The sequence below is a fragment of the Mesorhizobium sp. B3-1-8 genome, assembly GCF_006439495.1.
Taxonomy (GTDB): Bacteria; Pseudomonadota; Alphaproteobacteria; order Rhizobiales; family Rhizobiaceae; genus Mesorhizobium.
The window spans coordinates 1-24,522 of the sequence record NZ_VFTK01000052.1; the positions used below are offsets into that span (position 1 = coordinate 1).

Below are 24,522 nucleotides of genomic sequence, written 5' to 3' on the forward strand. Positions count from 1 at the left end.
ATCCCCAAAAATCAGTGTTGAATCTGATTTGCCGGCCCGTGGGAATCCCAATTCCTTAAATCGTCACTACGGCCTAGGTCAGCTTCTGAAGATTGACGGGTCAATCTTCCTGGAAGATTGACGAGCCTGACGAAAAGGGCGACGCGTAACGCGCCGCCCCTCATGCTTCACACGACAGGAGACGGCTCAGGCCGCTTCTTCCTTGTCGTCATCGTCGGACTCGTCGGCGTCGTCTTCATCGTCGTCGCCATCTTCATCCTCGTCGTCGGACTCATCGTCGCCCGAGGCTTTGGCTTCTTCGTCGGCGTCATCGTCTTCGTCGTCGCCGTCTTCGTCGTCATCTTCATCCTCGTCTTCCGACTCGTCGTCGGCCGAGGCAGTGGCCTCCTCGCCGTCTTCGTCATCTTCCTCATCGTCCTCGGACGGATCGGCAGATTCGACCGCTGCGGCAGCGGCGTGGTCGAGGAGGTTTTCGGAAGCGGATTCGATGGCCTCGGCGGCGGCCGGGGTCTCTTCAATCAGGTCGATATCGTCAACGGAATTCATGGCATGCCTCCGTGTTTGGGAACGTCTTACGGCGCGCCGCGGGAAACGATCTCGGGGAACGCGCCTTAAGTCTTTGGTTGATGCATGTCGTTGCCCCAGAACCGCTCGGCGATTCTGGACGACATGCATCCTTGTCCCATGCGCAGGTCATCGCCGTGTGACTGTAAGCCGGCTCCGGCGCATAAAATTTCGGGCGGCCGAATTGTCGAGGAATGCTCGCCTCCTAGCGAATGCGGGCCAGTTGAAAGGCGCGATTTTTGCGCCGTCAGCCGACGATTTTTGAAAAATCCGCGACCTGGTCGGTGGCGGCGCGGATGCGGGCGAGCAGCGCCAGGCGGTTGGCGCGCACGGCCTGGTCCTCATCATTCACGAGAACGCCCTCAAAGAATGAATCAACCGGTTCGCGCAAAACGCTAAGCGCCAGCATGGCGGCGGAAAAATCTTCGTTCTGAATCGCTTGGCCGGCTTCCTTCTCAGCCTGATTCACCGCGGCATAGAGCTTATTTTCCGCTTCCTCACGAAACAGCGCCGGCTCAACAGTCTCGGCGACCAGCGTTTTCTTCTTCTCCTCGGCGGCGAGAATGTTGGCCGCGCGCTTGGTGCCGGCTAGCAGGTTCTTGCCTTCGTCGGTGTCGAGCAAGGAACCCAGCGCCTCGACGCGTCGGACGATCTGCAGCAGGTCGTCGGACTGCGGCGTGATGACGGCATCGATCAGATCGTGCCGCGCGCCTTGGTCGCGGAGATAGACTTTCAGGCGGTCGTGGAAGAAAGCGAGGAGATTCGACACAATTTCCCAGGACTTCTCCATCGTATTCTCCGCAAATTCCTCGGCAGCTTTGCGGTTCGTAAGCCGCTCAACCATTTCGGATCGAAAGCCAGCCGGAACCAAGCCGATATCTTCAAGCTTCTGAGCGGCACCCACATATTCCAACAGCCCGCGCATCTGTAGGCCGGTTAGATGCTCCGCAATGGACAGTGCAAAAAACCGCAAAAGTGAGGGCCTTCCGCCGGGGAGGTCGACTCGTAGATCGAGTTGATTTTCCAAAACCAACCTCACCACGCCTAGCGCCGCTCTTCTTAAAGCATATGGGTCTTTCGACCCGGTCGGCTTTTCATCGATGGTCCAGAAACCAACCAGCGTATCCAATTTATCGGCAAGCGCGACAGCAACCGATACCGGATCGGTGGGCACGCGATCAGATGGGCCTTGCGGTTTGTAGTGCTCCTCTATAGCCGCAGCCACCGAGGGATTTTCACCCTGCAGCAGCGCGTATTTACGGCCCATGGCGCCCTGCAATTCCGAGAACTCGCCGACCACTTCGGTCTGCAGATCGGCCTTGGCGAGCACCGACGCGCGGGCGACGAGCGCGGCATCCGCGCCGCCGACGACCGGCGCCAGTTCTTCCGCCAGCCGCCTGATCCTCTCGACGCGCTGGCCCTGCGTGCCGAGCTTGGCATGGAAGGTCACGTTGAGGTGGTCGAGGCGCGCCATGCGCTGGTCCAGCGGCTCCTTCAAATCCAGGTCGAACTTCGCCGCCGATTCCCCGAGTTGGTCGAGGTCCGGCAGGTCACCCTGATCGGTCTTCCAGAAATAGAGCGCGTCGGACAGACGCGCGCGCACCACCTTGCCGTTGCCGTAGGCGATCTCCTTGCCGCCATCCTTCGCCTCGATGTTGGCGATAAGAATGAAGCGGTTGGACAGATCGTCGGCCGCGCCCTGCGGCCGGGTGACAAAACACTTCTGGTTGGCGCGGATGGTGAGGCGGATGACTTCGCCCGGAATGGCGAGGAAATCCTGCTCGAACTCGCCCATCAGCACGACCGGCCATTCGACCAGGCCGGAGACTTCTTCCAGCAGGCCCTCGTCCTCGACCAAATCGAGGCCGTTGGCGAAGGCGATGTTGCGGGCGTCTGCCAGAATGATCTCCTTGCGCCGGTCGGCGTCGAGCACCACCTTGGCCGCCTCCAACTTCGCCACATAGTCGTCGAAGCGGCGCACGGTGATCGGGCCCGGCGCATGGAAGCGATGGCCGTAGGTGACGTTGCCTGAGCGGATGCCGTCGATCTCGAAATCGACGACGACCGGTTCCTCGGTCTCCGGGCCGAAGGTGCAGACGATCGACTGCAGCGGCCGCACCCAGCGCAGCGAGCCGGGTTTTGCCGAGGCCGGCCCCCAGCGCATCGATTTCGGCCAGGGGAAGTTCCGGATGATGCCCGGCACCAGCTCGGCGATGATTTCTTCGGCTGCCCTGCCCGGCTTCGCGATGTGGGCGACGTAGAAGTCGCCCTTCTTCGGGTCGGAATGGACATGCGCCTCGGCGATCGATGACAGGCCGGCCTTGCGCAGGAAGCCCTGCACCGCCTGCTCGGGCGCCGTGGTCGACGGCCCCTTGATCTCCTCGCGGATGTCCTTCGAACGCGCGGTCAGGCCCCTTATGTCGAGCGCCAGGCGCCGCGGCGTCCAATATTCACGCGCCGCCTCATAGGTCAGACCCGCCTCGACCAGACCGTCGGCCAGCATCTTCCTGAGGTCGCCGGCCGCCTTGCGCTGCATGCGGGCGGGGATTTCCTCGGAGCGAAGTTCCAAGAGCAGATCGGGCATAGTTAAGCTCCCCACCCTCCCCTTGATGGGGAGGGTCGGCGCGTAGCGCCGGGGCGGGGTGGCGGCCTCTCAGCCGCCAATACCTTCGGCACCATCGCGCAGATGCAGGTGTGATTTCCGTTCTTCCACCGCCGCATAAATTGTATCGAGCACAGAATCCAGTTCGTTTTTTATCTCATGGTTCCAGAAGCGGACGACGCGATAGCCTTGGCTTTCAAACCATCGTGTTCGAACTTCATCACGGCGCAGCTGATCGTCAGCGCTGTGGTGGGCGCCGTCCACTTCGACAATCAGCTTCAGCCGATGCGAGATGAAATCTGGATAGTAGGCGCCGACTGACGCCTGTCGGCGGAAGTGTGTCCCTTCGACCGGAATGCGCCACAGGTGCCGCCAGAGCAGCCGTTCTTCGTCGGTCATCGAGGCGCGGAGCCTTCGTGCTGACTGCAACTTGAAACGGTCAAGTTTTGGCATAGGGAAGCGCCAGTCACCCCCACCCGCCGCTTCGCGGCGACCTCCCCCATCAAGGGGGAGGTAAGAGCGCATAGCAACTCGGCCGGCCGCTGTCACCCCGCAAGCAGACCGCCTCCTCGATCGATTTCGCGGAATTTTGCCACCCACTGTCGGGTTGGCGCCGGCCCACCCGTCCTTGGAGCAGAACTTCCCATGAACCGAACGCTGCGCTGAAGCGACAAACGCTCAGGCGGAGACCTATTGGCTGAACGACGATGAAGACGGCATCGAGAACCCTGCAGATCCTGGCGCTCAGCGCCTGCTTCGCCGCCCAGGCGCATGGCACGATCACGATGCCGGGGGTCAGGCAGGCCATGCGCACGATCGACGGCGCAACGGCGCAGATCGCGTTGCCGGGCGCCGCCGCCGCCGAGACCGTGAAAGCCGTGTCGGCTTAAGCCGCCGCCAGCCCGCCCGCCCGCGTCTTCAGGAACGCCTCGCCGCACGCCTTTGCCAGATTGCGCACGCGCAGGATGTAGCTTTGCCGCTCGGTGACCGAGATCACGCCGCGCGCGTCGAGCAGGTTGAAGACGTGGCTCGCCTTGATGCATTGGTCGTAGGCCGGAAAGACCATGCGGTGCATCGCCAGATTGTCGCTCGGCTTGGGCGTGCCGGCATCGAGCAGCGCCTTGCACTCGGCCTCGGCGTCCTCGAAGTGTCTCAGCAGCATCGCGGTGTTGGCGAATTCGAAATTGTGGCGCGAATATTCCTGCTCGGCCTGCAGGAAGACGTCGCCGTAAGTGACCTTCTCGGCGCCTTCGCGGCCGTTGAAGTTCAGGTCGTAGACATTGTCGACGCCCTGGACATACATGGCGAGCCGCTCCAGGCCGTAAGTCAGCTCGCCCGCCACCGGCGCGCATTCGATGCCGCAGACCTGCTGGAAATAGGTGAACTGCGAAACTTCCATGCCGTCGCACCAGCATTCCCAGCCGAGCCCCCAGGCGCCCAGCGTCGGGCTTTCCCAGTCGTCCTCGACGAAGCGGATGTCATGCAGCAGCGGATCGACGCCGATCGCCTCGAGCGAGCCGAGATAGAGTTCCTGCAGGTTCGGCGGATTGGGTTTCAGGATCACCTGATACTGGTAATAATGCTGCAGGCGGTTCGGGTTTTCGCCATAGCGGCCGTCCTTCGGCCGGCGCGAGGGCTGCACGTAAGCGGCGTTCCAGCGCAAGGGGCCCAGCGCGCGCAAGGTGGTGGCCGGGTGGAAGGTGCCGGCGCCGACTTCCATGTCGTAGGGCTGCAGGATGAGGCAACCATAGTCCGCCCAGTAATTGTGCAAGGTCAGGATCAGCCCCTGGAAGGAGCGGCTGGGATGCATATGGGCGGGGATCTCGATGGTCAAGGCGGCCTCGGAAAGCGCGGGATGACGCTTCCCTAGTTGCCGGGCCGGCAAGCGTCAAGGCGGCGGCTCGCGTCCCGCAAGTGGAAAGCATTGCGGCGGGCTGGCCCATTGCTGTCGAGCAGCGGCCACTGTTTGCTCCGTTGGTTCAACGACAAAGGTTTCGCCATGTCCGGTCAACTCACCGTCCGCCCCGTCACGAGGCAGGATTACGAGCGGTGGCTGCCACTGTGGGATGGCTACAACGCGTTTTACGGGCGCTCCGGCCCGACGGCGCTTGCCGGCGAGATCACCCAGATGACCTGGTCGCGTTTCTTCGACGCCTATGAGCCGGTGCATGCGCTGGTGGCCGAGCGCGAGGGGAACCTGCTCGGTCTCGTGCACTATCTCTATCATCGCTCGACGACATCGATCGCGCCGAGCTGCTATTTGCAGGATCTCTTCACCACGCAAGCCGCGCGCGGCCAAGGCGTCGGCCGGGCGCTGATCGAGGGCGTCTACGAACGCGCCAGGCAGGCGGGCGCGAACCGCGTCTACTGGCTGACGCATGAGACGAACCACACGGCGATGCAACTCTACGACAAGGTCGGCGAGAAGTCCGGATTCGTCGTCTACAGAAAGATGTTCTAGTTTCTCGACACAGGGATTTTGAAAGTCGCCATTTGTCGACGGGCAAGATTTTGGCCGGTCACTTCCGTGAAATCGGCACAAACGCTGAGGATTGGCTGAAGCCTCCCAACCTCGTCATTCCGGGGCGGAGCAGCCGCGAAGCGGCGTCGCGCAGACGCTGGAATCCATTCCGCGACCCTGATCAAGGAATGCAGCGGAGCAGAATTCTGCACCGCGGCAGCGCTCGGAAGTCACGGAATGGATCCTCGGGTCTGCGCGCGTCGCTTCGCTCCTTGCTCCGCCCGTCGATGACGACAGAGTGGCCGTTTCGGCCAATCTCCAAAGCATGCCACCTGCCAACGGCTTAAACTCGGCAGACGCCAAGCCCAAACGAAAACGGGGCTCAACGAGCCCCGCAGTCTTGAACGTCGAGCAAAGTCCTCAGCCTTTCGGCGCGGGCGTCGGCTCCGGCTTCACCTTCGGGGTTTCCTGCGCGGTATTGGATTCGATCGGCGGCAGGCCCTTGAGCAGCTTCTGCTGCAAGGTGGCAAGGACATCCGGATCCGGCTTCAGGTCACGCGCCTGGGTCCACTGATAGGTGGCCTCGAGCTTGCGGCCAACGCGCCAGTAGGCGTCGCCGAGATGGTCGTTGAGGACCGGATCCTCCGGCTTCAGCGAGACGGCGCGCTCCATCTCGCGCACGGCGTCGTCGAAGCGACCCATGCGGAAATAGGCCCAACCAAGCGAATCGACGATGTAGCCGTCGTTTGGCCGCAGATCCACGGCCTTCTGGATCATCGCCAGGCCTTCCTTGAGGTTCATGTTCATGTCGACCCAGGAATAGCCGAGATAGTTCATGACCTGCGGCTGGTCGGGCTGCAGCTCCAGCGCCTTGCGGAAGTTCGGTTCCGCCTTCGGCCATTCCTTCAGCCGCTCATAAGCGATGCCGCGCTGGTAGAAGATGTTCCAGTTGGCGGCGGTCGGCGTCTTCAGCTGCTCGACGGCCTTGTCGTAGAGATTGGCGGCCGAGCGGAAATCTTCCTTCGAGCCATAGACGCCGCCAAGCGCCAGATAGGCGCGCATGTCCTCCGGATGCTTGTCGAGATAGGCCTTGAGGTGGGAAATCGCTTCGTCATGCTTGTCGAGATCGGCAAGGTTGAGGCCGATCTGCAGGTCGGAGAGCTCTTTGAGCGGCGAGGACGCCGGAATACGGCGGTATAGCGCGACCGCGCCTTCGCCGTCCTTGAGCTGCTCGGCAACGGCGGCAAGCTGCACCAGGGCCGCGTCGCTGTCCGGCTTCAGCGCCAGCGCATATTGCAAATAGAGGCGCACGAAAGGTTCGCCGCCGCCGCGGTTGAGCGCGGTGGCAAGGTCGAGCAGGATTTCGGACGCGCCGTCGGCCGGGCCGGCCACCAGCGGCTCGATCTTGTCGCCCTTGGCGATGCGGTCACGCAGCGTGGTAATTTCGAGCTTGCCCGGCGCGAAGGCCTCGGCCTGGTTCAACACCGCCAGCGCCTTCGACTTGTCGCCCTTGCGGACGAGGAAGGAGGCATAGGCCTGCGCATTGCGCATCCAGGTTTCGGGCGCGGAGCCGCCGGCCGTGGTGTCGGCCAGGGTGGCGGCGTAGAGTTCATCGGCCTTGTCGTTCAGGCCGGCGGCGTCGGCGATCAGCGCGCGGTGGAACGATTTGAACAGGCCGAACCAGTCCGGGCCCTTGAGCTTGTCAACGGAATCCATGGCCTCGGACGCGTTGCCGGCGCCTTCCTTGGCCCAGCCGTCCATCACGCCGGAAAGCAGCCGGTCGAGATCGGATTCGAGCGAGAGCTTCAACCAGTACTGCGCCTTGGCGTAGTCCTTCTTGTGGAAGGAATCGATGGCCAACGCGAGGCGCGAGAAGCGCTCGACATCCGGCACTTCCTTCAGCTTGTCTGCGTAGACCAGCGATTCCTCGAAGCGGCCTTGCGCGACCAGAGCCAGCATCAAGCTCTGCTGCAGATCCTTGTCGTCCGGCGCAAAGGCCAGCGCCTGCTTGTAATAAGCGATCGCGTCGTCGAGGTCGTTGTCGCTTTCTGCGATATGAGCCGCGAGATACGCGCCCGAGAAAGACGTGATCTGGAGCGGTTGGGCATCTTCCTTGGCTTGGACCGGCAGCACCCAAAGCGCCACACCGGTCAAAAATGCCAGCCTCGTCAGCCAGCGCGCACGTCCTTGCCGCATCGTATCCCTTTCAGCCAGATGCGATCCCGCCCTTGGAGGACCGCCCACAGACTCGATCTTTTCGGGTCAAAGCATGGCCTTTTTGGGGTCGGGCTTCAATCGCCAAGCGAATCACAATGCAATCATCCGGCTTAAAAAACGATGCCGCGCCACCGAAAAATCCCGCGCGGAGGCCCGGGATGCCCATATGCCGGCATCGGGCTGCCTGGATCAGGATGACGTTGCGTTGAATCGCCATCCTGATCCAGTTCTTTTGTTGGAGCATGATCTTTTCCGAAAACCGCGGCCCACTTTTCGGGATCATGCTCTAAAGACGCGTGTCGCTGAATCCGCCGGCGGCAACCGCGTCGCACAGGCCGGACCATTCGCAGCCCGAGCACGCCTGGCGCGTCAGGCCGCCGGAAAAAGCCTTGCGCATCCCTGCCAGCCTGGAAGCATCCAGCACCAACCGGTCGCCGTCCTCGATCGGCTGGCCGAGGAAAGCCCCCACGTCGCGCGCGGCGAGCCCGTCCCGCTCAGCGGCGCTTTGGCGCAGGCAATGCGGCTCCGGTTCGCCGAGCAGCGGTGCGCAGATGTCGTCCGGACCGGAAACGATCACCACCCCCTCGCCCTCGCCCAGCCGCTTCACCACCTTGTCGTAGTTGGCGGTGAAGGCCGGCGAGTAGCCCTTGCCGACATAGGTCAGCAGGCAGAGCAGGTGATGGGCGCGCAGCCTGACGGTCATCGCGTCCCGGACGAGCGGTCGCGCTGTTCCGCCCGATAGGTGGAAAAGAGCTTCAGCGTCGCCGCGCCCAGCGCCGACTTGAGCAGGCCGCCGACAATGAAGGGCAGGAAGCCGAAGGTGATGGCCTTCTCGGCGCCGATCATGACGGCGAGCCAGGCGGTGCCGAGAACCAGGCAAAGCAAGTTGCCGATGAGCATGGCGGCGAAGGCCAGCATGACGCGGTTGCCGTTCCAGCCGCGTTCGGCCAGCCAACCGACAACGGCGCCGACGACCGGGAAGGCGAAGAGATAGCCGCCGGTCGGACCGACGAAATGCTGAATGCCGGCCGCCCCGCCCGCCAGCACGGGAAATCCTGCCGCGCCTTCGACCAGCCAGGCGGCAATGGTGAGCGCGCCGAAGCGCCAGCCGTAGAGCGCGCCGACCAGGGTGACGGCGAAAGTCTGCATGGTCACCGGCACCGGCACCATCGGCACCTCGATATAGGAGGACAGCGCCAGGAACAGCGAGCCAAGCATGACGGCGCCGATCTGCCAGGCGAGCGAACGGCTGTGCAGCCGCACTGGGCTGAAGGAGGGTTTTTGGGCCGAAACGGCTGCGTTGGTCACGGTGTCTTCCTTGGCTTGCGTGAAATTATAGATAATTTTTGAACTTCATCTATTATTGAATCCATATTTTGAAACGAATGGCAAGCGCCTGCCCTCGAACTCGTCATTCCAGGGCGGAGCAAGGGAGCGAAGCGACGCGCGCAGACCCCGGAATGACGAAGCTGAGCGGCCTCGGCCCATCGCCAATCACCGAACCTACCCCACGATGGCGAAGGCGTCTCGCGTTCTGCCGGAGGCGGTCTTGACCGGCTTCTGGCCGATCCATTGCACGTGCCGCCCGAGGGTCGCTGCGGCCGATTCGGTGTTGCCTTGTCTCAGCGCGCTCAGGATCGCGCGGTGATCCTGGTCGGTGCGGATTTCCCATTCCGAGCGCCAGGCCGCGAACAGGAAGCGCGCGCTCGCCGCATGCAGGTCGTCGATGGTGGAGAGCAGGCGCGGCATGTTGCAGGGCGCCAGGATCAGCCGGTGGAAGGTGCGATTGGCCTCTTCCCAGGAGCGCACGTCGCCGGACTTGTCGCCGGCCTTGGTCGCCTCCTCGGCCAGGTCGAGGATCGACGCCGTCAGATGCGGCGCGGCATGACGCAGCGCCAGCACTTCGAGCGCGGCCCGCATCTCGGCCACTTCCCTGACCTCGCCGAGATCGAAAGAAGCCACGCGCACGCCGCGGCGCGGCTCGCTGATCGCCAAACCTTGCGCCTCGAGGCGGCGAAAAGCCTCGCGCACCGGGACATGGCTGGTGTTGAATTCCTCCGCGACATGGTCCTGGCGCAGCCGCGAGCCGGGCTCGATGGCGCCCGAAATGATGCGGTCCGCCAGTTCCTTGCTGATGCGGACGGCGATTGTGTCTTCTGTGCTGGCCATATTTTATAGATAATTTGCCGGACCGCCCTTTGTCGAGACGGCCGGCGCGCGATTCACAGGCGCCCTGCCCGGCGGATGCCAGGCAAGTCCCGAGAAGACAGACCGGCTCAGTTGACGCGGCTGATGCAGAAGTCGATGACGTCGATCAAAGCCGACTTCTGCGGCGTCGCTTCCAGCGGCGCCAGCGCGTCGCGGGCGATCTCGCCGAAATGGCGGGCGCGGCCGATCGTGTCGGCGATGGCGCCGTGGCGGGTCATCAGGCCGATCGCCTTTTCGAGCCCGGCATCGTCGGCGACATTGTCCTCGATGGCGCGCTTCCAGAAGGTGCGCTCGGCCTTGGTGCCGCGCCGGTAGGCGAGGATCACCGGCAGCGTCACCTTGCCCTCGCGGAAATCGTCGCCGACATTCTTGCCGAGATCCTTGCTCGAGCCGCCATAATCCAGCGCGTCGTCGATGAGCTGGAAGGCCAGGCCCAGATTCATGCCGTAAGAGCGAAGCGCGGCGCGATCGGTGCGCGAGGCCTGGGCGATGACCGGCCCGACTTCCGCGGCGGCCGAAAACAGCGCCGCGGTCTTGGCCTTGATGACGGCGAAATGCTCATCCTCGGTGGTCTCGAGGTTCTTCGCGGCGGCAAGCTGCATGACCTCGCCCTCGGCGATGATGGAGGCCGCGGCCGACAGGATGTCCAGCGCCTCCAGCGAACCGACCTCGACCATCATGCGAAACGCCTGGCCGAGCAGGAAATCGCCGACGAGCACGCTCGCCTGGTTGCCCCAGATCATGCGCGCCGTCTTCTTGCCGCGGCGCAGCGCGCTCTCGTCGACCACGTCGTCATGCAGAAGCGTCGCGGTGTGCATGAACTCGACCGCCGTGGCGAGCTTGACATGGCCTTCGCCGGAATAGCCGAACATCTGCGCGGCGGCGAGCGTGAGCATGGGCCGCAGCCGCTTGCCGCCGGACGAGATCAGGTGGTTGGCGATCTCCGGGATCATCTCGACGTCGGAGCCGGCCTTGGACAGGATCAGCTCGTTGACCCGCCCCATGTCGGCCGCCGTCAGATCGATCAAATCCTTGATGGAAGCGGGTTCCCGCTTGCCTTCGATGTTGAGAACGACACCCACCACGACAACTCCCGTCTCTTCAACGCGCACGAGTTAACGCGCACGACGGCACCCTTAATCCCGCTCCGACTCTAGGGCGGCACAACCGGGCACGGCAAGAGGCGAATTGGCGCGGCTTCGCCGACGGTGTGTCTATCCGCACGTTTACAGGAACGCCGCAACCTGCGACTTTCGTTCCATGATCGAGCTTGTCCGCACCAACGACGCTGTCGTGATCTCCTTTGTCGAATCGCTGATGCGCGACGCCGGCATCGCCTGTTTCGTCGCCGACCAGAATATGAGCGTGCTCGACGGCTCGCTCGGCATCCTGCCGCGGCGGGTGATGGTCGATGCCGAGAAGGTCGATGCGGCGCGCCGCATCCTCAAGGATGCCGGCATCGAGAACGAGATCCGCAAAAAATAATGGCAGCCAGCACCGCCCCCGTCCCGGATACGCCGGCGCACACAGTCGATGCCTTCCATCGCGGGCGCTTCTGGCTGGTGCAGCCGAGCCGGGGCGGTCATCGCGCCGGCATGGACGCCATGATGCTGGCGGCCGCCGTGCCGTCCGGCTTTTCCGGCCGGCTCGCCGATTTCGGCGCGGGCGCCGGCGCGGCGGCCCTTGCCGTGCTGTCGCGCTGCCCGGCGGCGCAGGCAGTGCTCGTCGAACGCTCGGCCGAAATGGCCGGGTTCGCCGCCGCCACGCTTTCGCATCCCGGCAATGCCCATCTCGGCGACCGCGCTTCGGTGCTGGCGGCCGACGTCACGCTGGCCGGCCGGGCGCGTGCTGAAGCCGGCCTTGCCGACAACCAGTTCGATTTCGTCATCATGAACCCGCCGTTCAACGCCGCCGAGGATCGTGCCACCCCCAATGCGCTGCGCAGGGAGGCGCATGTCGTCGAGGACGGGCTGTTCGAGCGCTGGATCAGGAGCGCCGCCGCCGTCGCCAGGCCGCGCGGCGGCCTGGCCCTCATCGCCCGGCCCGAGCAATTGGTCGCCATCCTCGATGCGATCGAGGGGCGCTTCGGCGATGCCGAGATGCTGTGCGTGCATCCGCGGCCGGACGCGGCGGCGATCCGCATCGTCGTCAGGGCGGTGCTCGGCGCGCGTGGAAAACTGTCGATCCGCCCGCCGCTCACCTTGCACGGACCATCGGGCAACGCGCCGGCGGAGCGGACGGAAATGATCAATAACGGCCTGGCATCGCTGTTCGGCGATTGATCCTTGAAGCGCGTCGCGTTGAAATGGATTCTAGCGACGCGCTTCAGGTTTTGTTTTATGCATGTCTTTTTCGCAAAACCGCTGCACACTTTTGCGCGACATGCACTGGCTGGCGATGCGGCATTGCCGTTGGCCAGCGAATTCCTACATGCCCAAAGCAAGCTGACGCCCGTGAAACAGACCAACCGACCTGATCTCATCTTGCTGCTTTGCAAATCGACCGGAGACATTCCTTCGTGAAACGCCTCTTCAACCGCCTGCTGCCGAAATCCTGGCGCTCGACAGCCGTCACCATTCCGGTCATCCGGCTGCAAGGCGCCATCATGGCGGGCGGCGGCCAATTCCGGCCGAGCCTGTCCCTCGCCTCGACGGCCGGCGTCATCGAAAAGGCATTCAGCTTCGATGCGCCGGCGGTTGCCATCTCGATCAATTCGCCGGGCGGCTCACCGGTGCAGTCGCGGCTGATCTTCAAGCGCATCCGCGACCTGGCGGTGGAAAAGGACAAGAAGGTGCTGGTCTTCGTCGAGGACGTGGCGGCTTCCGGCGGCTACATGATCGCGATTGCCGGCGACGAGATCTTCGCCGACCCGTCGTCGATCGTCGGCTCGATCGGCGTGGTCTCGGCCTCGTTCGGTTTCCCCGAGTTGATGAAGAAGATCGGCGTCGAGCGGCGTGTCCACACCGCCGGGCAGAACAAGGCCGTGCTCGATCCGTTCAAACCGGAAAAGAAGGAAGACGTCGAGCGGCTGAAGGCACTGCAGCTCGACGTGCACGAGACCTTCATCGACCTCGTCAAGGAGCGGCGCGGCAGCAAGCTGAAGGACGACCCGGACCTGTTCACCGGCCTGTTCTGGACCGCCAAGCGAGGCCTCGAGCTCGGCCTTGTCGATGCGCTGGGCGATATGCGCGGTGTGCTCAGGACGCGTTTCGGCGACAAGACGCAGCTCAAGTTGATCACCGCGCCGCGCGGGCTTTTCGGTCGATTTGGCCTGTTTGGCTCGCGTGTTTCGGCGCCGGATATCGCGGCGGCGGCCGCCAGCGGCGTCCTCGATGCGGCGGAAGAGCGCGCGCTATGGGCGCGCTTCGGGCTTTGAAAAAGCCATGAATGCGGCTAGCATGGCTGCTTGACCGACCCATTCGACCGGCCTTGCCGCGAGGACGCGGGAGGAGTTTTAGAGATGCCGCAGATCATTTTCTTCGCCGTTGTCGGCGCCGCCGCTTACTTTGGTTACCGCGCTTTCGTGCGCGAAGCCGAGCGCGTGACGGCAAAAATCCGGCGGACCGAGAAACAGGCGGCGAACGGCACGATGGGCACACTGGTCAAGGATCCCAAGACCGGCGAATACCGTCTCGCCAAGGACTGATCCCATCTCGCCAGCAGCCAACATTCTCGAGCCCGGCGCAGAGGTCCGGACATGGCTTGCGCCGGCCAAGATCAACCTGGCGCTGCATGTCACCGGACGGCGCGCCGACGGCTACCATCTCATCGACAGCCTTGCCGTCTTCACCCGCTTCGGCGACCGGCTCGAGATCGAGCCGGCGGAGCACGACGAGTTCTCGGTATCCGGCCGTTATGCCGCCGGCCTGCCGCTCGACGGCGACAATCTGGTGGTGAAGGCGCGCGATGCCTTGCGCCGGGAAGCCGGCGCGCAGCATGCGCCGCCGGTTGCCATCAAGCTGGAGAAGAACCTGCCGATCGCGTCCGGCGTCGGCGGCGGCTCCAGCGACGCGGCGGCGGCGCTCAACAGCCTTGCGCGGCTTTGGAAGCTCGATATCGACGACAATTCGCTGGCGCGGATCGGCCTATCGCTCGGCGCCGACCTGCCGATGTGCCTGACGTCAAAACCGCTGGTCGCACGCGGCATCGGCGATGAGGTGTCACCGCTCTCCGCATTTCCGGCACTCGGCCTGGTCCTGGTCAATCCGGGCGTCGCCGTCTTGACGCCCGACGTGTTCAAGGCGCTGTCCAGCCGCGACAACGAGGCGCTGCCGCCGCTGCCGAAGCGCCTCGACTTCCACGCCGTCCGCAACTGGCTGGAGACGACGCGCAACGATCTCGAGGCACCTGCCCGCTCGATCCAGCCGGCGATCGGCGAGGCGCTGAAGGCGCTCAAGCGCGCCGACGCAGCTTTCGTGCGCATGTCCGGCTCGGGCGCCACGTGTTTCGGCCTGTTCGAGACCGGCAATGTCGCCAAGCGCGCGGCGATCGAGATCCGCGCGCGCCATCCCGACTGGTTCGTCGCCGCGACGCGCAGCATGGAGGTGACCGATGGCGAAGCTTGACGAGAGCCGGCCCTTCATTCCGGTGCGCATCGCCGTGCTGACGGTTTCCGATACGCGCAGCCTTGCCGACGACAAGTCCGGCCAGACGCTGGCCGACCGCATCACGGAAGCCGGCCATACGCTTGCCGCCCGCGACATCGTCACCGACGACCGCGAGAATATCCGCGACAAGGTTCTCGGCTGGTCGAAGGACGAAAACATCGATGTCGTCATCACCACCGGCGGCACCGGCTTCACCGGCCGCGACGTGACGCCGGAAGCGCTGGAGCCGATCTTCGAAAAGCGCATGGACGGCTTTTCGGAAGTCTTCCACCGCATCTCCTATGACAAGATCGGCACTTCGACGATCCAGAGCCGAGCGACCGGCGGCGTCGTCAACGCCACCTTCGTCTTCGTGCTGCCGGGCTCGCCCGGCGCCTGCAAGGACGCCTGGGACGGCATCATCAAGGCGCAGCTCGACTACCGGCACATGCCCTGCAACTTCGTCGAGATCATGCCGCGGCTGGACGAGCATCTCAGGCGCGGCGGCAAGACTGGTGCATAACTAAAGGCAAAGCATCCCGACCGACATCCGGTTTGCAGGTGGAGTGGCGCTCTCGCCTACGAGCAGCCATTCCGAAGCCGCGACCGGCAAAGTACCTTGTGCTGCGAACAAGGGACAATCTGCCATGACCGTTCACAGCGGCGGATGCCATTGCGGCAACATCCGCCTGAGCTTCTCCACCGCGCTCGATCCGGCCGGACTGGAAATTCGCGCCTGCCAGTGCTCGTTCTGCACCCGGCATGGCTCGCGCGCGGCCGCCGATCCGAACGGACGCCTGAGCATCTCAGTCGAAGACAAGGCACGGCTGCAGGTCTACCGCTTCGGCCTGCGCACCGCCGACTATCTCGTCTGCCGCGAGTGCGGCGTCTATGTCGCGGCAATCGCCGGCGAGGGTGACGATGCGAGAGCGATCGTCATCGTCAACGCGCTTGACGATCGCGAGTTGTTCTCCCGCCAGCCGGTCGCCGTTCGGTTCGATGCCGAAACGCGCGAGCAGCGTGTCGCCAGGCGCCGCGGCGCTTGGATGCCGGTTGAGATCAAGGGGATTTGACTGGGCAGGCCCCGCGCTGCCCTATCCTTGTGGGAGAAGGCGGAGCTTGCGTCATTTCGGCGGAGCCACCCAGATTTCGGCGTTCAGCCTTCTGGCGGCAAGGCCGCGCGCCAGGGCCTCGGCGCCGCGCGCGCTCTTTGCCAGGGCCGAGGCCTGACGCTTGCTGATGACAAGACCCTCGGCCAGCGCGCGGTTGCCCGAAAAGACGCGGGCCAGGAAAGGCGCGCGGTCGGCCCGGGCACGTGAAAATCGCGCCGGCATGGTTTGCTTCGCCGCGTGCGCCACCACCTCGTCGATCCATCCGTCGGCAAGCCGCGCGCCGGGTTCCAGAAAAAGCAGCCAATCGCCCTTGGCCTGGCCGATACCGGCGCCGATCCCGCCGGTCACATAATGGCAGCCGGCATGTTCGGCCACCCGATGCGTCTGGTCGGTCGAGCCCTGATCGCAGACGATCACGTCGCGCACCACGCCCTCGACCGCGCCGCCGACCAGCGAGGCGAGCGTGCGAGCAAGACCCTCTTCGTCGTTGCGGGTTTCGATGAGAACGCTGAGCATCCTTAGCCGAATAGCGGAAAGCCGCGACTTGCGCCAGTTACGGCTTTTCGCCGAAAAAGTTCTTGCTTTGTTCTCTTCGGTAAAATAGGAATAGTTTCATGAACAGAGCGATTCGACAGCCTGCCGACAGTCCCTGGGAGAGGGCGAAAATGGAACAGATCGTGCGTGCCGACATTGCTGCTTTCGGAGCAGGAAGGGCCGAGATGGCCAATGCGATGATCGAACAGACCGGCATGCGCGTGCGGCCCGACCGCAATCGCGGCCGTTCGGCCGGCATCAACCCGTCGGGCCGGTTCGAGCCGGTCAGCCGGCATGTGTTCGACGACGGCTGGAACTCGCTGGAGGAACTGCCGCCGTTCAAGACGGAAGTGCAGGTCGAGAAGCCGCGCACGATCATCACCCGCAACGAATCGCCGGACATCTCCTTCGACCGTTCGATCAATCCCTATCGCGGCTGCGAGCATGGCTGCGTCTACTGCTTCGCTAGGCCGACGCATGCCTTCATGGGCCTGTCGCCGGGGCTCGATTTCGAATCGAAGCTTTTCGCCAAGCCGGATGCCGCGCGCATGCTGGACAGGGAATTGTCGAAACCGGGCTACCAGCCGCGCACGATCGCCATCGGCACCAACACCGATCCCTACCAGCCGATCGAGAAGCAATACCGCATCATGCGCGAGATCCTGGAAGTGCTGGAGGCGCGCGGCCATCCGGTCGGCATCGTCACCAAGTCGGCGCTGGTGACGCGCGACATCGACATCCTGTCGCGCATGGCCGAGCGCGGCCTTGCCAAGGTGGCGCTGTCGGTGACGACGCTTGACCGCATGCTGGCGAGAACCATGGAGCCCCGCGCGTCGACGCCGACGAAACGGCTGGAGGCGATCAGGCAGCTTTCGGATGCCGGCATTCCGGCATCGGTGATGGTGGCGCCGATCGTTCCGGGCCTCAACGATCCGGAGATGGAACGCATCCTCGATTCGGCCAGGGCCGCCGGTGCAAGGGAGGCGGGATACGTCATCCTGCGCCTGCCGCTTGAAGTGGCGCCGATCTTCAAGGATTGGCTGCTGCGCTACTATCCCGACCGCTACCGGCATGTGATGTCGCTGATCCGCTCGATGCGCGACGGCAAGGACTACGATTCCGAATGGGGCAAGCGCATGAAGGGCGCCGGTCCCTATGCCTGGCAGATCGGCCGGCGTTTCGAGATCGCCGCCAAGCGGCTCGGCCTCAATGTCGAGCGGCGGCAGCTTCGCACCGACCAATTCGTCGCAGGTTCGGGCGCCGGCGAACAGCTGATGCTGCTTTAACCTCAGCGCCGGCCATGACGGGCCGGCGCTAAGCAATTCCAGGCAAAGCGATTTTCCGTCTGGAATTGTCATCCTTTTCAAGAATCCCGTCCGGCCACTGTCCCCGGCCGTGAGACGGTGCCTTCCCGGTCCGACGCCCCATCCGACCCGGAAGGACTTGCGGAGAATCGGAGCCGATGCGAACCTCACCGCACCATGGCTCGCGCGCGTTCCGATTCTCCGCTTCTCTTTGAAATGGTCGAGAAGCCCGACTTCTCGATCGAGACGAAGGCGATGGCCGACGGGCTGTGGCCAGTCGCCGGCATGGACGAGGCAGGGCGCGGTCCGCTCGCCGGACCGGTGGTGGCAGCTGCGGTGGTGCTCAACCCCGCCAATATCCCGGAAGGCCTCGACGATTCCAAACGCCTCACCCATTTGCAGCGCGAGGCGCTGTTCCTCAAGATTCTGGGATCGGCGCTCAGCGTCTCGATGGCCTCGATCAGCGCCGAAGGCATCGACAACAGCAACATCCTGAAAGCCAGCCTCGAAGCGATGCGCCGCGCCGCCGCCGGCCTGTCGTTGCAGCCGAAGCTCGCTTTGGCCGACGGCCGCGACATTCCGCCAGGTCTCGCCTGCGAAGGCCGGGCGCTCATCAAGGGCGACCAGCGCTCGCAATCGATCGCCGCAGCCTCGATCGTCGCCAAGGTGATACGCGACCGCATGATGTGCGGCTGCGGCGGACACCACGAACATTACGGCTTCGAGGTGCATATGGGCTACGCGACGGTCCGGCACCGGACCGCGATCGAGATGCATGGGCCGGTGGCAAGGCTGCACCGGGCCTCGTTCGCGCCGTTCAGGCTGGGCGGGGCGGAGGTGGTTGAGGAAGAGAGCTTGGCCGGGCTGGAGTAGTTAGCTAATCTCCCTCAATGTGGTTACGGCTTGCGGACATCCTCTGTCACTGGCGTGACTGATCGGCGCAGGCTTGATTGCCAGGTGGTTCTCCCAATCCGTCGCTGCTTCGCAGTTCCCCCTTCCGGAGGGAAAGGAAGGGTGCCTTGCCGGACGAGCGTTAACGGCAAAAAGCTGGCGCCTTCCTCTACCCCGTCGATCGGGGGAGAGGTGGCTCGGCGAAGCCGAGACGGAGTGGGGGTCGACCAGCGCTACATTAAACAATGCATGCGCCAAGCTGCCATGCACGCTATCGCCAAAGACCAGCTGCTCGGAAATGTGTGCATAGCGTAGCCCCTTGTGGGGGAGATTAGCAGCTTCGGCGCCACGCTCCCTTTCAAACAACAAAAAAGCCGCCGGGTTGGCCAGGCGGCTTTTGACTTCGAAACTTCGAAACAAGCTCAGTTCAGCTTGGCCTTGACGTCATCCAGCGCCGACTTGAACAGGTCCGCGCCTGCCTTGACGTCGACCTTGGCGGCGAGCAGCGCGCGGGCGGCCTCGACGGCGATGTCGACGGCCGAGGCGCGCACTTCGCTGACGGCCTCGCGCTCGGCCTGGCTGATCTTCTGCTCGGCAAGCGCGGTGCGCCGGGCGACATAGTCCTCGGTCTTCTTGGCCGCTTCGGAAGCAAGCAGCTCAGCCTCGCGCTTGGCGGCGGCTACGATGTCGGCGGCCTCCTTCTCGGCTTCCCTGCGCTTCTGCTGATACTGGCCGAGCAGTTGCTGGGCCTCTTCACGAAGCTTGCGCGCTTCCTCGAGCTCGCCGCTGATCTTGGCCGCGCGGGCGTCGAGCGACTTGGCGAGCATGCCCGGCACCCTCAGGTAGACGACAGCGCCCAAGAAGATGAGCATCGCAATGGTTGCCCAAAGCGTGGCGAGTGATGTGGCGTCCATGATCCTCGCTCCTCACCGGCTCGCGGATTTGACCGCGGCCGCGATCTCGGTCTTGTCGGTCTTGCCGCCGACAAGCGCCTCGACGATGGCCGACGTGGTGTCCTCGGCGATCGTGCCGACTTCCTTCATCGCCTTGGCCTTGATCGAGGCGATGCTCGCCTCGGCCTCGCCAAGCTTCTTCTCGAGCTCGGCCTCGAGCTTCTTGCGCGTACCCTCGGCTTGCGCCTTGGCGGCGTCGTTCGCCTGCTGGCCGATCTTGTTGGCATTGGCCTTGGCCTCCGCCAGTTCCTGCTCATAGGCGGCAACCGCGGCGTCCGCCTCGCCCTTCAGCCTTGCGGCATGGTCGAGATCCTGGGTGATGCGGTCGTTGCGGACATCGATGATGCCGCCAAGACGCGGCATCACAACCCGCTTCAGGAACAGGTAGAAGAGCCCGAAGGTGATGACCAGCCACAGGATCTGCGACGGGAAGGTCTTGGCATCGAACGGCGGGAACGTTTCATGCTCCGCGGCAGGCACGGCGGTGCCCGCATGCGTATCGCCCTCGGCCGCGGCCGGCGCTGCTTCTTGCGCATAGGCAGATGTCACGAACATCTCATTCCCCTGTCCCTAGAACGGGGCCGCACCATGCGGCCCCTTTCGTCAGCTCTGGCTCTTACTTGAAGACCAGGAGCAGAGCGATCAGGAGCGAGAAGATGCCCAGAGCTTCGGTCACGGCGAAGCCGAAGATCAGGCGGCCGAACTGGCCGTCGGCAGCCGACGGGTTGCGGAGCGCACCCGAGAGGTAGCTGCCGAAGATGTTGCCGAGGCCGATGCCCGCGCCGCCCATGCCGATGCAGGCGATACCAGCGCCGATAGCAGCTGCTGCAGTTGCGTCCATTTCAAAACTCCTGTGGTTTCTCTATTCGTTGCAGTTGGTACGTTGGGTAAGCTGGCGCCGGGGCGCCGGTGAAAATCAGTGGCTCGGATGCAGCGCGTCGTTCAGATACATGCAGGTCAGCACCGCGAACACATAGGCCTGCAGGAAAGCGACCAGCAGTTCGAGCGCGGAGAGCGCGACCGCCATGGCAAGCGGCAGCACCGAGCCGGCGATACCGACGGCGCCGAACGCGCTCAGGCTGACGACGAAGCCCGAGAACACTTTGAGCGTGATGTGGCCGGCCAGCATGTTGGCGAAAAGACGAACCGAGAGGCTGACCGGACGCGAGACGAAGGAGATGATTTCGATCGCCACCACCAGCGGCAGAAGGTAGCCCGGCACGCCCTGCGGCACGAACAGCTTGAGGAAGCCGAAGCCGTGCTTGGCGAAGCCGTAGACGAGGACCGTGCCGATGACGAGGATTGCCAGCGTGAAGGTGACGATGATGTGGCTGGTCACGGTGAAGAAATAGGGGAACAGGCCGATCAGGTTGGCGACCAGCACGAACATGAACAGCGAGAACACCAGCGGGAAGAACTGCATGCCCTGCTTGCCGGCGGCGTCGCGCAGCATGTTGCCGACGAATTCGTAAGCCATCTCGGACACCGACTGCAGGCGGCCCGGAATGAGCGCGCGGCTGGCCGTGCTCATGTAGAGGAAGGCCGACGCCAGCACGATCGTCACGACCATGAACAGGGAGGAGTTGGTGAAAGAGACGTCGTAGCCGCCGATATGCAGCGGGATGATCGGATGGATCTGGAACTGGTGGATCGGATCGACCTTGTCAGCAGCAGCCACTTTAAATCCCCGTCAAAGCCACAACCGGCTTTTTAAGTTCACTTCGGCGCCCTGCGGCGCCCCACTTCATTCTTTCGGCTCGCGCGGCTTGCCGCCCTGGCCGAATTCGGATGCAAGTCCCGCCGAGCGCAGGACATTGAGTATACCAGCGCCAAAGCCCAGCAACAGGCCGACGATCAGACCCCAGGGCGCTGTTCCCGCCAGGCGGTCGATGATCCAGCCCAAGCCGACGCCAACCACCACTCCGGCGATGAACTCGCTGGACAGTTTCAGCGCCTGACCGTAACCGGTCGCAGCTTTCGCTTCGTCTTTCCCCTCGAACCGGTCCGTGCGTCTCGTCGCAAGCGATGCTTCGAGACTACGCCGGCGGCGCTCAAGTTCGTCGTCGCGGATGGTGGCTTCTGGCTGCCTGCCGCGGCCGGTTTCTCCGGTTCCGTCTGGCCCGGTTTTGTCGGCCATCGCAACCCCCCTGCCCGGGCAGACGATTGCCGTCCGTCCGCTTCTAAAGTCGCCGGCAACATAGTTAGAGGGTCCGCCCCCGTCAAGCCACGGACCGAACTTCCAAGCGATGTATTTTTGGTAGTTAAATCAATGATTTATCGAGGTGCGACATCGTGCCCTTCACGGCCGCGTGAGGACTCGGCGCGAATCCGCGCAACAAGGCGCGTCCGCCGAGGCATTGCCGGGCGTCGAAGGAAGGATAGCCGGAGCGGTGGTTAAGGCGGCTCAGCTCGGGCCGCCAGCCGGCTCAACTCCAGCCGCCGCCATAGGTGCGGTAGAAGATATGCAGGCCGATCCTGGTCATCTTGTGCATGGCTCGCGCCCAGCCCGGATGGACGTAATTGGCGTAGTAATGCGTCGATGAGCCGACCTCGGGAATGAAGATCTTGCCGGCGGTCACCGCCATGGCGACCTCCTGGGCGGTCTTGTAGGAGGCCTGGTCGGTGATGGTCTTCTTCCTGCCGTCGCAGGCAAAGGAGAACTGGCAGCGGTTGAACCAGTTGTCGTTCTGGTAGACGACGCCGCAGATCGTCTTGGGATAGGCGGGGTTGCGGACGCGGTTGAGGATCACCTGGGCGACCGCCGCCTGGCCGCGCACGGGCTCGCTGCGCGCTTCGAAATAGATGCCCTTGGCGAGGCACGCCTGTTCCGGCTGAGAGAAGACGCTTGCGGGCAGCGGGTTCTGGATCCACGAATGGTCGCCCTTGCCCATCGGCGGGATGAAGCGGCCATCGTTCGGATCGTCCTGCAGCAGCGCCTCGAAGGGCGAGGCCTTGGCATAGTCGGGCGCGGACTGGGCATAGGCGGTGGCGAGGATATCCGGCTTGTCGTTGTTGACGAGGGCGACAAGTGCCGCCGGCAGCGCCGGATCCGGCTTCTTGTCCTCGCGAAGATGGAAGGCCTGGGCGATCTGGATTTCCTTGCCCTTGATGCCAGGCTTGGCGAAGGTGAGCTTCAGCCCGCTGTCCATCGCGGGGCGAAGCAGCGAGGAGGTGCGCTCGAAGATCGAGCCGGCGCTGAAATTCTTGGGCGGCGCGACCGGCGAGACCTTGACGATGCGACCCTTCTTGTCGGCCCGCATGACACGATCCTCATCGGGCGTCACGCCCACGGCGCTGCCCTTGCCGCGGAAGGCGACGGTGCCCACCCCCGGCAAATTCACGCCGGAACCGGAGAGCGAGCCGGTGGTGAGGGAATCGACAAACGGCATTTCGGCGGCATGCACCGAGCCGGCGGCGGATTTCTCGATATAGGCGTTCCAGCGGGTGTCGGACGATTCCAGGCCGGAGATCAGGCTTGCCATGTCCTGATAGGCGACGGCCGACGGAAAGCCGATCCAAATGCCAAGCCCGAGCACCAAAGGAGGAAGAAAGGAACGTTTTTTCGCAACGGCGGCGGCGGCGGCAAGCCGCAATGAAACGCGTCGATGCACTGAACTCTCCAGAACGCTACTGACCCCGGAGAGTCAAAATGAAGCATTAACCTTGATGCGGGGTTAACGACATCGATCGTGTTCTTTTCATGTTTGAGGAAAGCCGGCTTGCCGTTTCGGCGGCAAGCCGGCGAGGAATCAGACTGGTGAATCAGGCCGGGCGCAGGAAGATCGGCCAGGCGGCCGCCGCGCAGATCGCGGCCGCGAGCCACACGCCCGGCCATGCGAAGAACACCAACAGCCACGGAATGGCGATCGGCACCACGCAGAAGCCGACGAACACAAAGCTGTTGGCCAGGCTGAGCGCGGTGCCGACATGGCCGGCACCGGCAAGCGTGGCAAGTTCGGTATAGGCGACGCCATGCCAGGCGGAGACGGATATGCCGGCAACGACGACCATCAGCGGGAGCAGCGGCACCAGCGACGGTGCTCCGGCGGTGCCGATCACCAACAGCCAAAGCACCAGGAATGCCAGCGTGCTCAACGCGCTGCAGAGTTTCAGGAACGGCCGGCGGTTGCCGTGCCGGTCGGTGAAGCGCCCGCTCCAGATACGCATCACCATTGCGCCGGTCTGCACGGCGGCGAGGCTGGCGCTGGTCACAAAGGTGCCCATGCCGGCGAAGTCGTGCAGGAAGACCGAGGCGAAGGTCAGCACCGCGACCTGCGGGAAGCAGAGCAGGCCGATGGCGGTCGAGATGCGCCATACCTCGATGTTGCGCAAGGGTGCCGGGCCGCTTGTCGCGGCGGCGGCGCGGCCGCCGCTTGCCCCCGGCGGCTCGTGCAGCCAGCGCCAGGCAAACCAGGCCGATAGAGCGGAGACGGCCGCAAGCAGGCCGAAGACCGCGGTGAAGCCCAGGGCCAGCGCCAGGGACGGCAGGACGAGCGCGCCCAGCCCGCCGCCAAGCGGCACCGCCGTCTGCCGGATGCTCATGGCGAAGCCGCGCTCGCCCTCGCCGAACCAGCCCATGATGGCGCGGCCGCTGGAGCCGTTGACGCTGCCGCCGAGCAGGCCGGCGACGAGCAGGCTTGCCGACAGCAGCGCGACGCCTGGAATGGCCGTTTTTGTCGGCACGACAAGCATGGCCATGATGAGAAGCCACGCGGCTGTCGCGCCAAGTCCGGTCAGGAGCACGCGGCGGTCGCCCCAGCGATCGGTGAGCACGCCCCAGGGCAACTCGCTGAGCGCCACGCCGAGGCCGAGCAGCCCAAGCGCCAAACCCAGCGCGGCATTGTCGAGGTGATAGCCCTGGCGCATCGCCACCGCGGTCGCCGGGATGCCGGAGAAGGTGGCGGAGAAGCCGGCATTGGCGGCGACGCCGATGCCCAGCACCTTCCAGCGATGATTGGGACCGAAGGCGCGGCGAGCAGGGTTGCCGGCACTTTCTCCCGCGGGCGGCTGGCAGTCGTTTCGTGTGACGATGGCGGACATGGTTCCATTCCCGTGACGGCCGGCTGACGGCTTGACGGACGGGATGTAGC

At 64.3% G+C, this 24,522-nt stretch carries 30 protein-coding genes; 12 read left to right on the forward strand and 18 right to left on the reverse strand.

Going from position 1 to position 24,522, the window contains the following annotated elements; all coding sequences use genetic code 11:
- Positions 1–186 precede the first annotated feature (186 nt).
- The 3 genes from FJ424_RS30755 to FJ424_RS30765 all read right to left on the reverse strand — a co-directional run bounded on the left by FJ424_RS30755 (position 187) and on the right by FJ424_RS30765 (position 3,619).
- Positions 187–546 (reverse strand): ATPase, encoded by a 360-nt coding sequence (locus tag FJ424_RS30755; protein ID WP_140659451.1) that lies wholly within the window; start codon positions 544–546, stop codon positions 187–189.
- A 265-nt stretch (positions 547–811) separates the two neighbouring features.
- Positions 812–3,148, reverse strand: coding sequence for a glycine--tRNA ligase subunit beta (glyS, locus tag FJ424_RS30760; RefSeq protein WP_140659452.1), 2,337 nt, complete (start codon positions 3,146–3,148; stop codon positions 812–814).
- Between the two features lie 69 nt (positions 3,149–3,217).
- Entirely contained in the window at positions 3,218–3,619 is a 402-nt protein-coding gene (locus FJ424_RS30765; RefSeq protein ID WP_140659453.1) for a DUF559 domain-containing protein, read from the reverse strand.
- A 254-nt stretch (positions 3,620–3,873) separates the two neighbouring features.
- Between FJ424_RS30765 and FJ424_RS30770 the strand changes: the two genes are divergently transcribed.
- Positions 3,874–4,056, forward strand: a complete 183-nt coding sequence (locus FJ424_RS30770; protein ID WP_140659454.1) for a hypothetical protein — start codon at positions 3,874–3,876, stop codon at positions 4,054–4,056.
- Here the strand turns inward: FJ424_RS30770 and FJ424_RS30775 are convergent.
- Positions 4,053–4,976, reverse strand: coding sequence for a glycine--tRNA ligase subunit alpha (locus FJ424_RS30775; protein WP_176480037.1), 924 nt, complete (start codon positions 4,974–4,976; stop codon positions 4,053–4,055). The two genes, FJ424_RS30770 and FJ424_RS30775, sit on opposite strands and share 4 nt — an antisense overlap.
- 189 nt (positions 4,977–5,165) lie before the next feature.
- On the opposite strand from FJ424_RS30775, the gene FJ424_RS30780 reads away from it, so the two are divergent.
- Positions 5,166–5,627 carry a GNAT family N-acetyltransferase gene (locus FJ424_RS30780; protein WP_140659455.1) on the forward strand — a complete coding sequence of 154 codons (462 nt, stop codon included), beginning with the start codon at positions 5,166–5,168 and terminating at the stop codon, positions 5,625–5,627.
- Between the two features lie 420 nt (positions 5,628–6,047).
- On the opposite strand, the gene FJ424_RS30785 is transcribed toward FJ424_RS30780, so the two are convergent.
- From FJ424_RS30785 to FJ424_RS30810, 6 genes are all read right to left on the reverse strand, one after another.
- Positions 6,048–7,823 carry a tetratricopeptide repeat protein gene (locus FJ424_RS30785; protein WP_140645049.1) on the reverse strand — a complete coding sequence of 592 codons (1,776 nt, stop codon included), beginning with the start codon at positions 7,821–7,823 and terminating at the stop codon, positions 6,048–6,050.
- Between the two features lie 10 nt (positions 7,824–7,833).
- Positions 7,834–8,088, reverse strand: coding sequence for a hypothetical protein (locus tag FJ424_RS30790; RefSeq protein ID WP_140659456.1), 255 nt, complete (start codon positions 8,086–8,088; stop codon positions 7,834–7,836).
- A gap of 42 nt (positions 8,089–8,130) precedes the next feature.
- On the reverse strand, positions 8,131–8,547 hold the full coding sequence (locus tag FJ424_RS30795; RefSeq protein WP_140659457.1) for a DUF1284 domain-containing protein: 417 nt from the start codon (positions 8,545–8,547) through the stop codon (positions 8,131–8,133).
- Positions 8,544–9,152 (reverse strand): biotin transporter BioY, encoded by a 609-nt coding sequence (locus tag FJ424_RS30800; protein ID WP_140659458.1) that lies wholly within the window; start codon positions 9,150–9,152, stop codon positions 8,544–8,546. The genes FJ424_RS30795 and FJ424_RS30800 overlap by 4 nt, the downstream gene beginning before the upstream one ends.
- 195 nt (positions 9,153–9,347) lie before the next feature.
- Positions 9,348–10,013: a GntR family transcriptional regulator gene (locus FJ424_RS30805; RefSeq protein WP_140659459.1), complete on the reverse strand. Its 666-nt coding sequence runs from the start codon at positions 10,011–10,013 to the stop codon at positions 9,348–9,350.
- 107 nt (positions 10,014–10,120) lie between these two features.
- Positions 10,121–11,134 carry a polyprenyl synthetase family protein gene (locus FJ424_RS30810; RefSeq protein ID WP_140645054.1) on the reverse strand — a complete coding sequence of 338 codons (1,014 nt, stop codon included), beginning with the start codon at positions 11,132–11,134 and terminating at the stop codon, positions 10,121–10,123.
- A 178-nt stretch (positions 11,135–11,312) separates the two neighbouring features.
- On the opposite strand from FJ424_RS30810, the gene FJ424_RS30815 reads away from it, so the two are divergent.
- The 8 genes from FJ424_RS30815 (at position 11,313) to FJ424_RS30850 (ending at position 15,711) form a co-directional block, all read left to right on the forward strand.
- Complete coding sequence (locus tag FJ424_RS30815) at positions 11,313–11,537, forward strand: DUF2007 domain-containing protein (protein WP_027164594.1); 225 nt, start codon at positions 11,313–11,315, stop codon at positions 11,535–11,537.
- Complete coding sequence (locus FJ424_RS30820) at positions 11,537–12,334, forward strand: methyltransferase (protein WP_181182231.1); 798 nt, start codon at positions 11,537–11,539, stop codon at positions 12,332–12,334. Before FJ424_RS30815 ends, FJ424_RS30820 begins: the two co-directional genes overlap by 1 nt.
- A 3-nt stretch (positions 12,335–12,337) precedes the next feature.
- Positions 12,338–12,574 (forward strand): hypothetical protein, encoded by a 237-nt coding sequence (locus tag FJ424_RS30825; protein WP_140659460.1) that lies wholly within the window; start codon positions 12,338–12,340, stop codon positions 12,572–12,574.
- Positions 12,571–13,428 (forward strand): S49 family peptidase, encoded by an 858-nt coding sequence (locus tag FJ424_RS30830; protein ID WP_140659461.1) that lies wholly within the window; start codon positions 12,571–12,573, stop codon positions 13,426–13,428. The genes FJ424_RS30825 and FJ424_RS30830 overlap by 4 nt, the downstream gene beginning before the upstream one ends.
- 84 nt (positions 13,429–13,512) lie before the next feature.
- Positions 13,513–13,698: a membrane protein gene (locus tag FJ424_RS30835; protein WP_027164591.1), complete on the forward strand. Its 186-nt coding sequence runs from the start codon at positions 13,513–13,515 to the stop codon at positions 13,696–13,698.
- 22 nt (positions 13,699–13,720) lie between these two features.
- The gene (locus FJ424_RS30840) at positions 13,721–14,617 is read left to right on the forward strand and encodes a 4-(cytidine 5'-diphospho)-2-C-methyl-D-erythritol kinase (protein ID WP_140659462.1); all 897 of its coding nucleotides are present in this window, start codon (positions 13,721–13,723) and stop codon (positions 14,615–14,617) included.
- Positions 14,604–15,161 (forward strand): molybdenum cofactor biosynthesis protein B, encoded by a 558-nt coding sequence (moaB, locus tag FJ424_RS30845; protein WP_140659463.1) that lies wholly within the window; start codon positions 14,604–14,606, stop codon positions 15,159–15,161. The genes FJ424_RS30840 and moaB overlap by 14 nt, the downstream gene beginning before the upstream one ends.
- A 124-nt stretch (positions 15,162–15,285) precedes the next feature.
- Positions 15,286–15,711, forward strand: coding sequence for an aldehyde-activating protein (locus FJ424_RS30850; protein ID WP_140659464.1), 426 nt, complete (start codon positions 15,286–15,288; stop codon positions 15,709–15,711).
- 51 nt (positions 15,712–15,762) lie between these two features.
- Here FJ424_RS30850 and FJ424_RS30855 read toward each other — a convergent pair whose 3' ends face one another.
- A complete protein-coding gene (locus tag FJ424_RS30855; RefSeq protein ID WP_140645059.1) occupies positions 15,763–16,266 on the reverse strand; it encodes a glycosyltransferase in 504 nt (167 codons plus the stop codon).
- A 149-nt stretch (positions 16,267–16,415) separates the two neighbouring features.
- Here FJ424_RS30855 and FJ424_RS30860 point away from each other — a divergent pair, with 149 nt between their 5' ends.
- Entirely contained in the window at positions 16,416–17,570 is a 1,155-nt protein-coding gene (locus FJ424_RS30860; protein WP_140659465.1) for a PA0069 family radical SAM protein, read from the forward strand.
- Between the two features lie 195 nt (positions 17,571–17,765).
- Positions 17,766–18,461: a ribonuclease HII gene (locus FJ424_RS30865; protein WP_140659466.1), complete on the forward strand. Its 696-nt coding sequence runs from the start codon at positions 17,766–17,768 to the stop codon at positions 18,459–18,461.
- Between the two features lie 440 nt (positions 18,462–18,901).
- On the opposite strand, the gene FJ424_RS30870 is transcribed toward FJ424_RS30865, so the two are convergent.
- The 7 genes from FJ424_RS30870 to FJ424_RS30900 form a co-directional block, all read right to left on the reverse strand.
- Entirely contained in the window at positions 18,902–19,393 is a 492-nt protein-coding gene (locus tag FJ424_RS30870) for a F0F1 ATP synthase subunit B (protein ID WP_140659467.1), read from the reverse strand.
- A gap of 12 nt (positions 19,394–19,405) precedes the next feature.
- Positions 19,406–19,987: a F0F1 ATP synthase subunit B gene (locus FJ424_RS30875; RefSeq protein WP_140659468.1), complete on the reverse strand. Its 582-nt coding sequence runs from the start codon at positions 19,985–19,987 to the stop codon at positions 19,406–19,408.
- A gap of 61 nt (positions 19,988–20,048) precedes the next feature.
- Positions 20,049–20,273 carry a F0F1 ATP synthase subunit C gene (locus FJ424_RS30880; RefSeq protein ID WP_027164582.1) on the reverse strand — a complete coding sequence of 75 codons (225 nt, stop codon included), beginning with the start codon at positions 20,271–20,273 and terminating at the stop codon, positions 20,049–20,051.
- Between the two features lie 75 nt (positions 20,274–20,348).
- Positions 20,349–21,110: a F0F1 ATP synthase subunit A gene (locus tag FJ424_RS30885; RefSeq protein ID WP_140645064.1), complete on the reverse strand. Its 762-nt coding sequence runs from the start codon at positions 21,108–21,110 to the stop codon at positions 20,349–20,351.
- Positions 21,111–21,176: 66 nt separating this feature from the next.
- Complete coding sequence (locus FJ424_RS30890; protein ID WP_140659469.1) at positions 21,177–21,569, reverse strand: AtpZ/AtpI family protein; 393 nt, start codon at positions 21,567–21,569, stop codon at positions 21,177–21,179.
- Between the two features lie 289 nt (positions 21,570–21,858).
- Complete coding sequence (locus FJ424_RS30895) at positions 21,859–23,043, reverse strand: cell wall hydrolase (protein WP_140659470.1); 1,185 nt, start codon at positions 23,041–23,043, stop codon at positions 21,859–21,861.
- Between the two features lie 151 nt (positions 23,044–23,194).
- Positions 23,195–24,472, reverse strand: a complete 1,278-nt coding sequence (locus FJ424_RS30900; protein WP_140659471.1) for an MFS transporter — start codon at positions 24,470–24,472, stop codon at positions 23,195–23,197.
- Positions 24,473–24,522 lie beyond the last annotated feature (50 nt).

Coding starts and splice junctions, on each gene's coding strand:
- FJ424_RS30755 (WP_140659451.1), bottom strand. CDS start 546: ATGAATTCCGTTGACGATATCGACCTGATTGAAGAGACCCCGGCCGCC.
- glyS (WP_140659452.1), bottom strand. CDS start 3,148: ATGCCCGATCTGCTCTTGGAACTTCGCTCCGAGGAAATCCCCGCCCGC.
- FJ424_RS30765 (WP_140659453.1), bottom strand. CDS start 3,619: ATGCCAAAACTTGACCGTTTCAAGTTGCAGTCAGCACGAAGGCTCCGC.
- FJ424_RS30770 (WP_140659454.1), top strand. CDS start 3,874: ATGAAGACGGCATCGAGAACCCTGCAGATCCTGGCGCTCAGCGCCTGC.
- FJ424_RS30775 (WP_176480037.1), bottom strand. CDS start 4,976: ATGCATCCCAGCCGCTCCTTCCAGGGGCTGATCCTGACCTTGCACAAT.
- FJ424_RS30780 (WP_140659455.1), top strand. CDS start 5,166: ATGTCCGGTCAACTCACCGTCCGCCCCGTCACGAGGCAGGATTACGAG.
- FJ424_RS30785 (WP_140645049.1), bottom strand. CDS start 7,823: ATGCGGCAAGGACGTGCGCGCTGGCTGACGAGGCTGGCATTTTTGACC.
- FJ424_RS30790 (WP_140659456.1), bottom strand. CDS start 8,088: ATGCTCCAACAAAAGAACTGGATCAGGATGGCGATTCAACGCAACGTC.
- FJ424_RS30795 (WP_140659457.1), bottom strand. CDS start 8,547: ATGACCGTCAGGCTGCGCGCCCATCACCTGCTCTGCCTGCTGACCTAT.
- FJ424_RS30805 (WP_140659459.1), bottom strand. CDS start 10,013: ATGGCCAGCACAGAAGACACAATCGCCGTCCGCATCAGCAAGGAACTG.
- FJ424_RS30815 (WP_027164594.1), top strand. CDS start 11,313: ATGATCGAGCTTGTCCGCACCAACGACGCTGTCGTGATCTCCTTTGTC.
- FJ424_RS30820 (WP_181182231.1), top strand. CDS start 11,537: ATGGCAGCCAGCACCGCCCCCGTCCCGGATACGCCGGCGCACACAGTC.
- FJ424_RS30835 (WP_027164591.1), top strand. CDS start 13,513: ATGCCGCAGATCATTTTCTTCGCCGTTGTCGGCGCCGCCGCTTACTTT.
- moaB (WP_140659463.1), top strand. CDS start 14,604: ATGGCGAAGCTTGACGAGAGCCGGCCCTTCATTCCGGTGCGCATCGCC.
- FJ424_RS30850 (WP_140659464.1), top strand. CDS start 15,286: ATGACCGTTCACAGCGGCGGATGCCATTGCGGCAACATCCGCCTGAGC.
- FJ424_RS30855 (WP_140645059.1), bottom strand. CDS start 16,266: ATGCTCAGCGTTCTCATCGAAACCCGCAACGACGAAGAGGGTCTTGCT.
- FJ424_RS30860 (WP_140659465.1), top strand. CDS start 16,416: ATGGAACAGATCGTGCGTGCCGACATTGCTGCTTTCGGAGCAGGAAGG.
- FJ424_RS30865 (WP_140659466.1), top strand. CDS start 17,766: ATGGCTCGCGCGCGTTCCGATTCTCCGCTTCTCTTTGAAATGGTCGAG.
- FJ424_RS30870 (WP_140659467.1), bottom strand. CDS start 19,393: ATGGACGCCACATCACTCGCCACGCTTTGGGCAACCATTGCGATGCTC.
- FJ424_RS30875 (WP_140659468.1), bottom strand. CDS start 19,987: ATGTTCGTGACATCTGCCTATGCGCAAGAAGCAGCGCCGGCCGCGGCC.
- FJ424_RS30880 (WP_027164582.1), bottom strand. CDS start 20,273: ATGGACGCAACTGCAGCAGCTGCTATCGGCGCTGGTATCGCCTGCATC.
- FJ424_RS30890 (WP_140659469.1), bottom strand. CDS start 21,569: ATGGCCGACAAAACCGGGCCAGACGGAACCGGAGAAACCGGCCGCGGC.
- FJ424_RS30900 (WP_140659471.1), bottom strand. CDS start 24,472: ATGTCCGCCATCGTCACACGAAACGACTGCCAGCCGCCCGCGGGAGAA.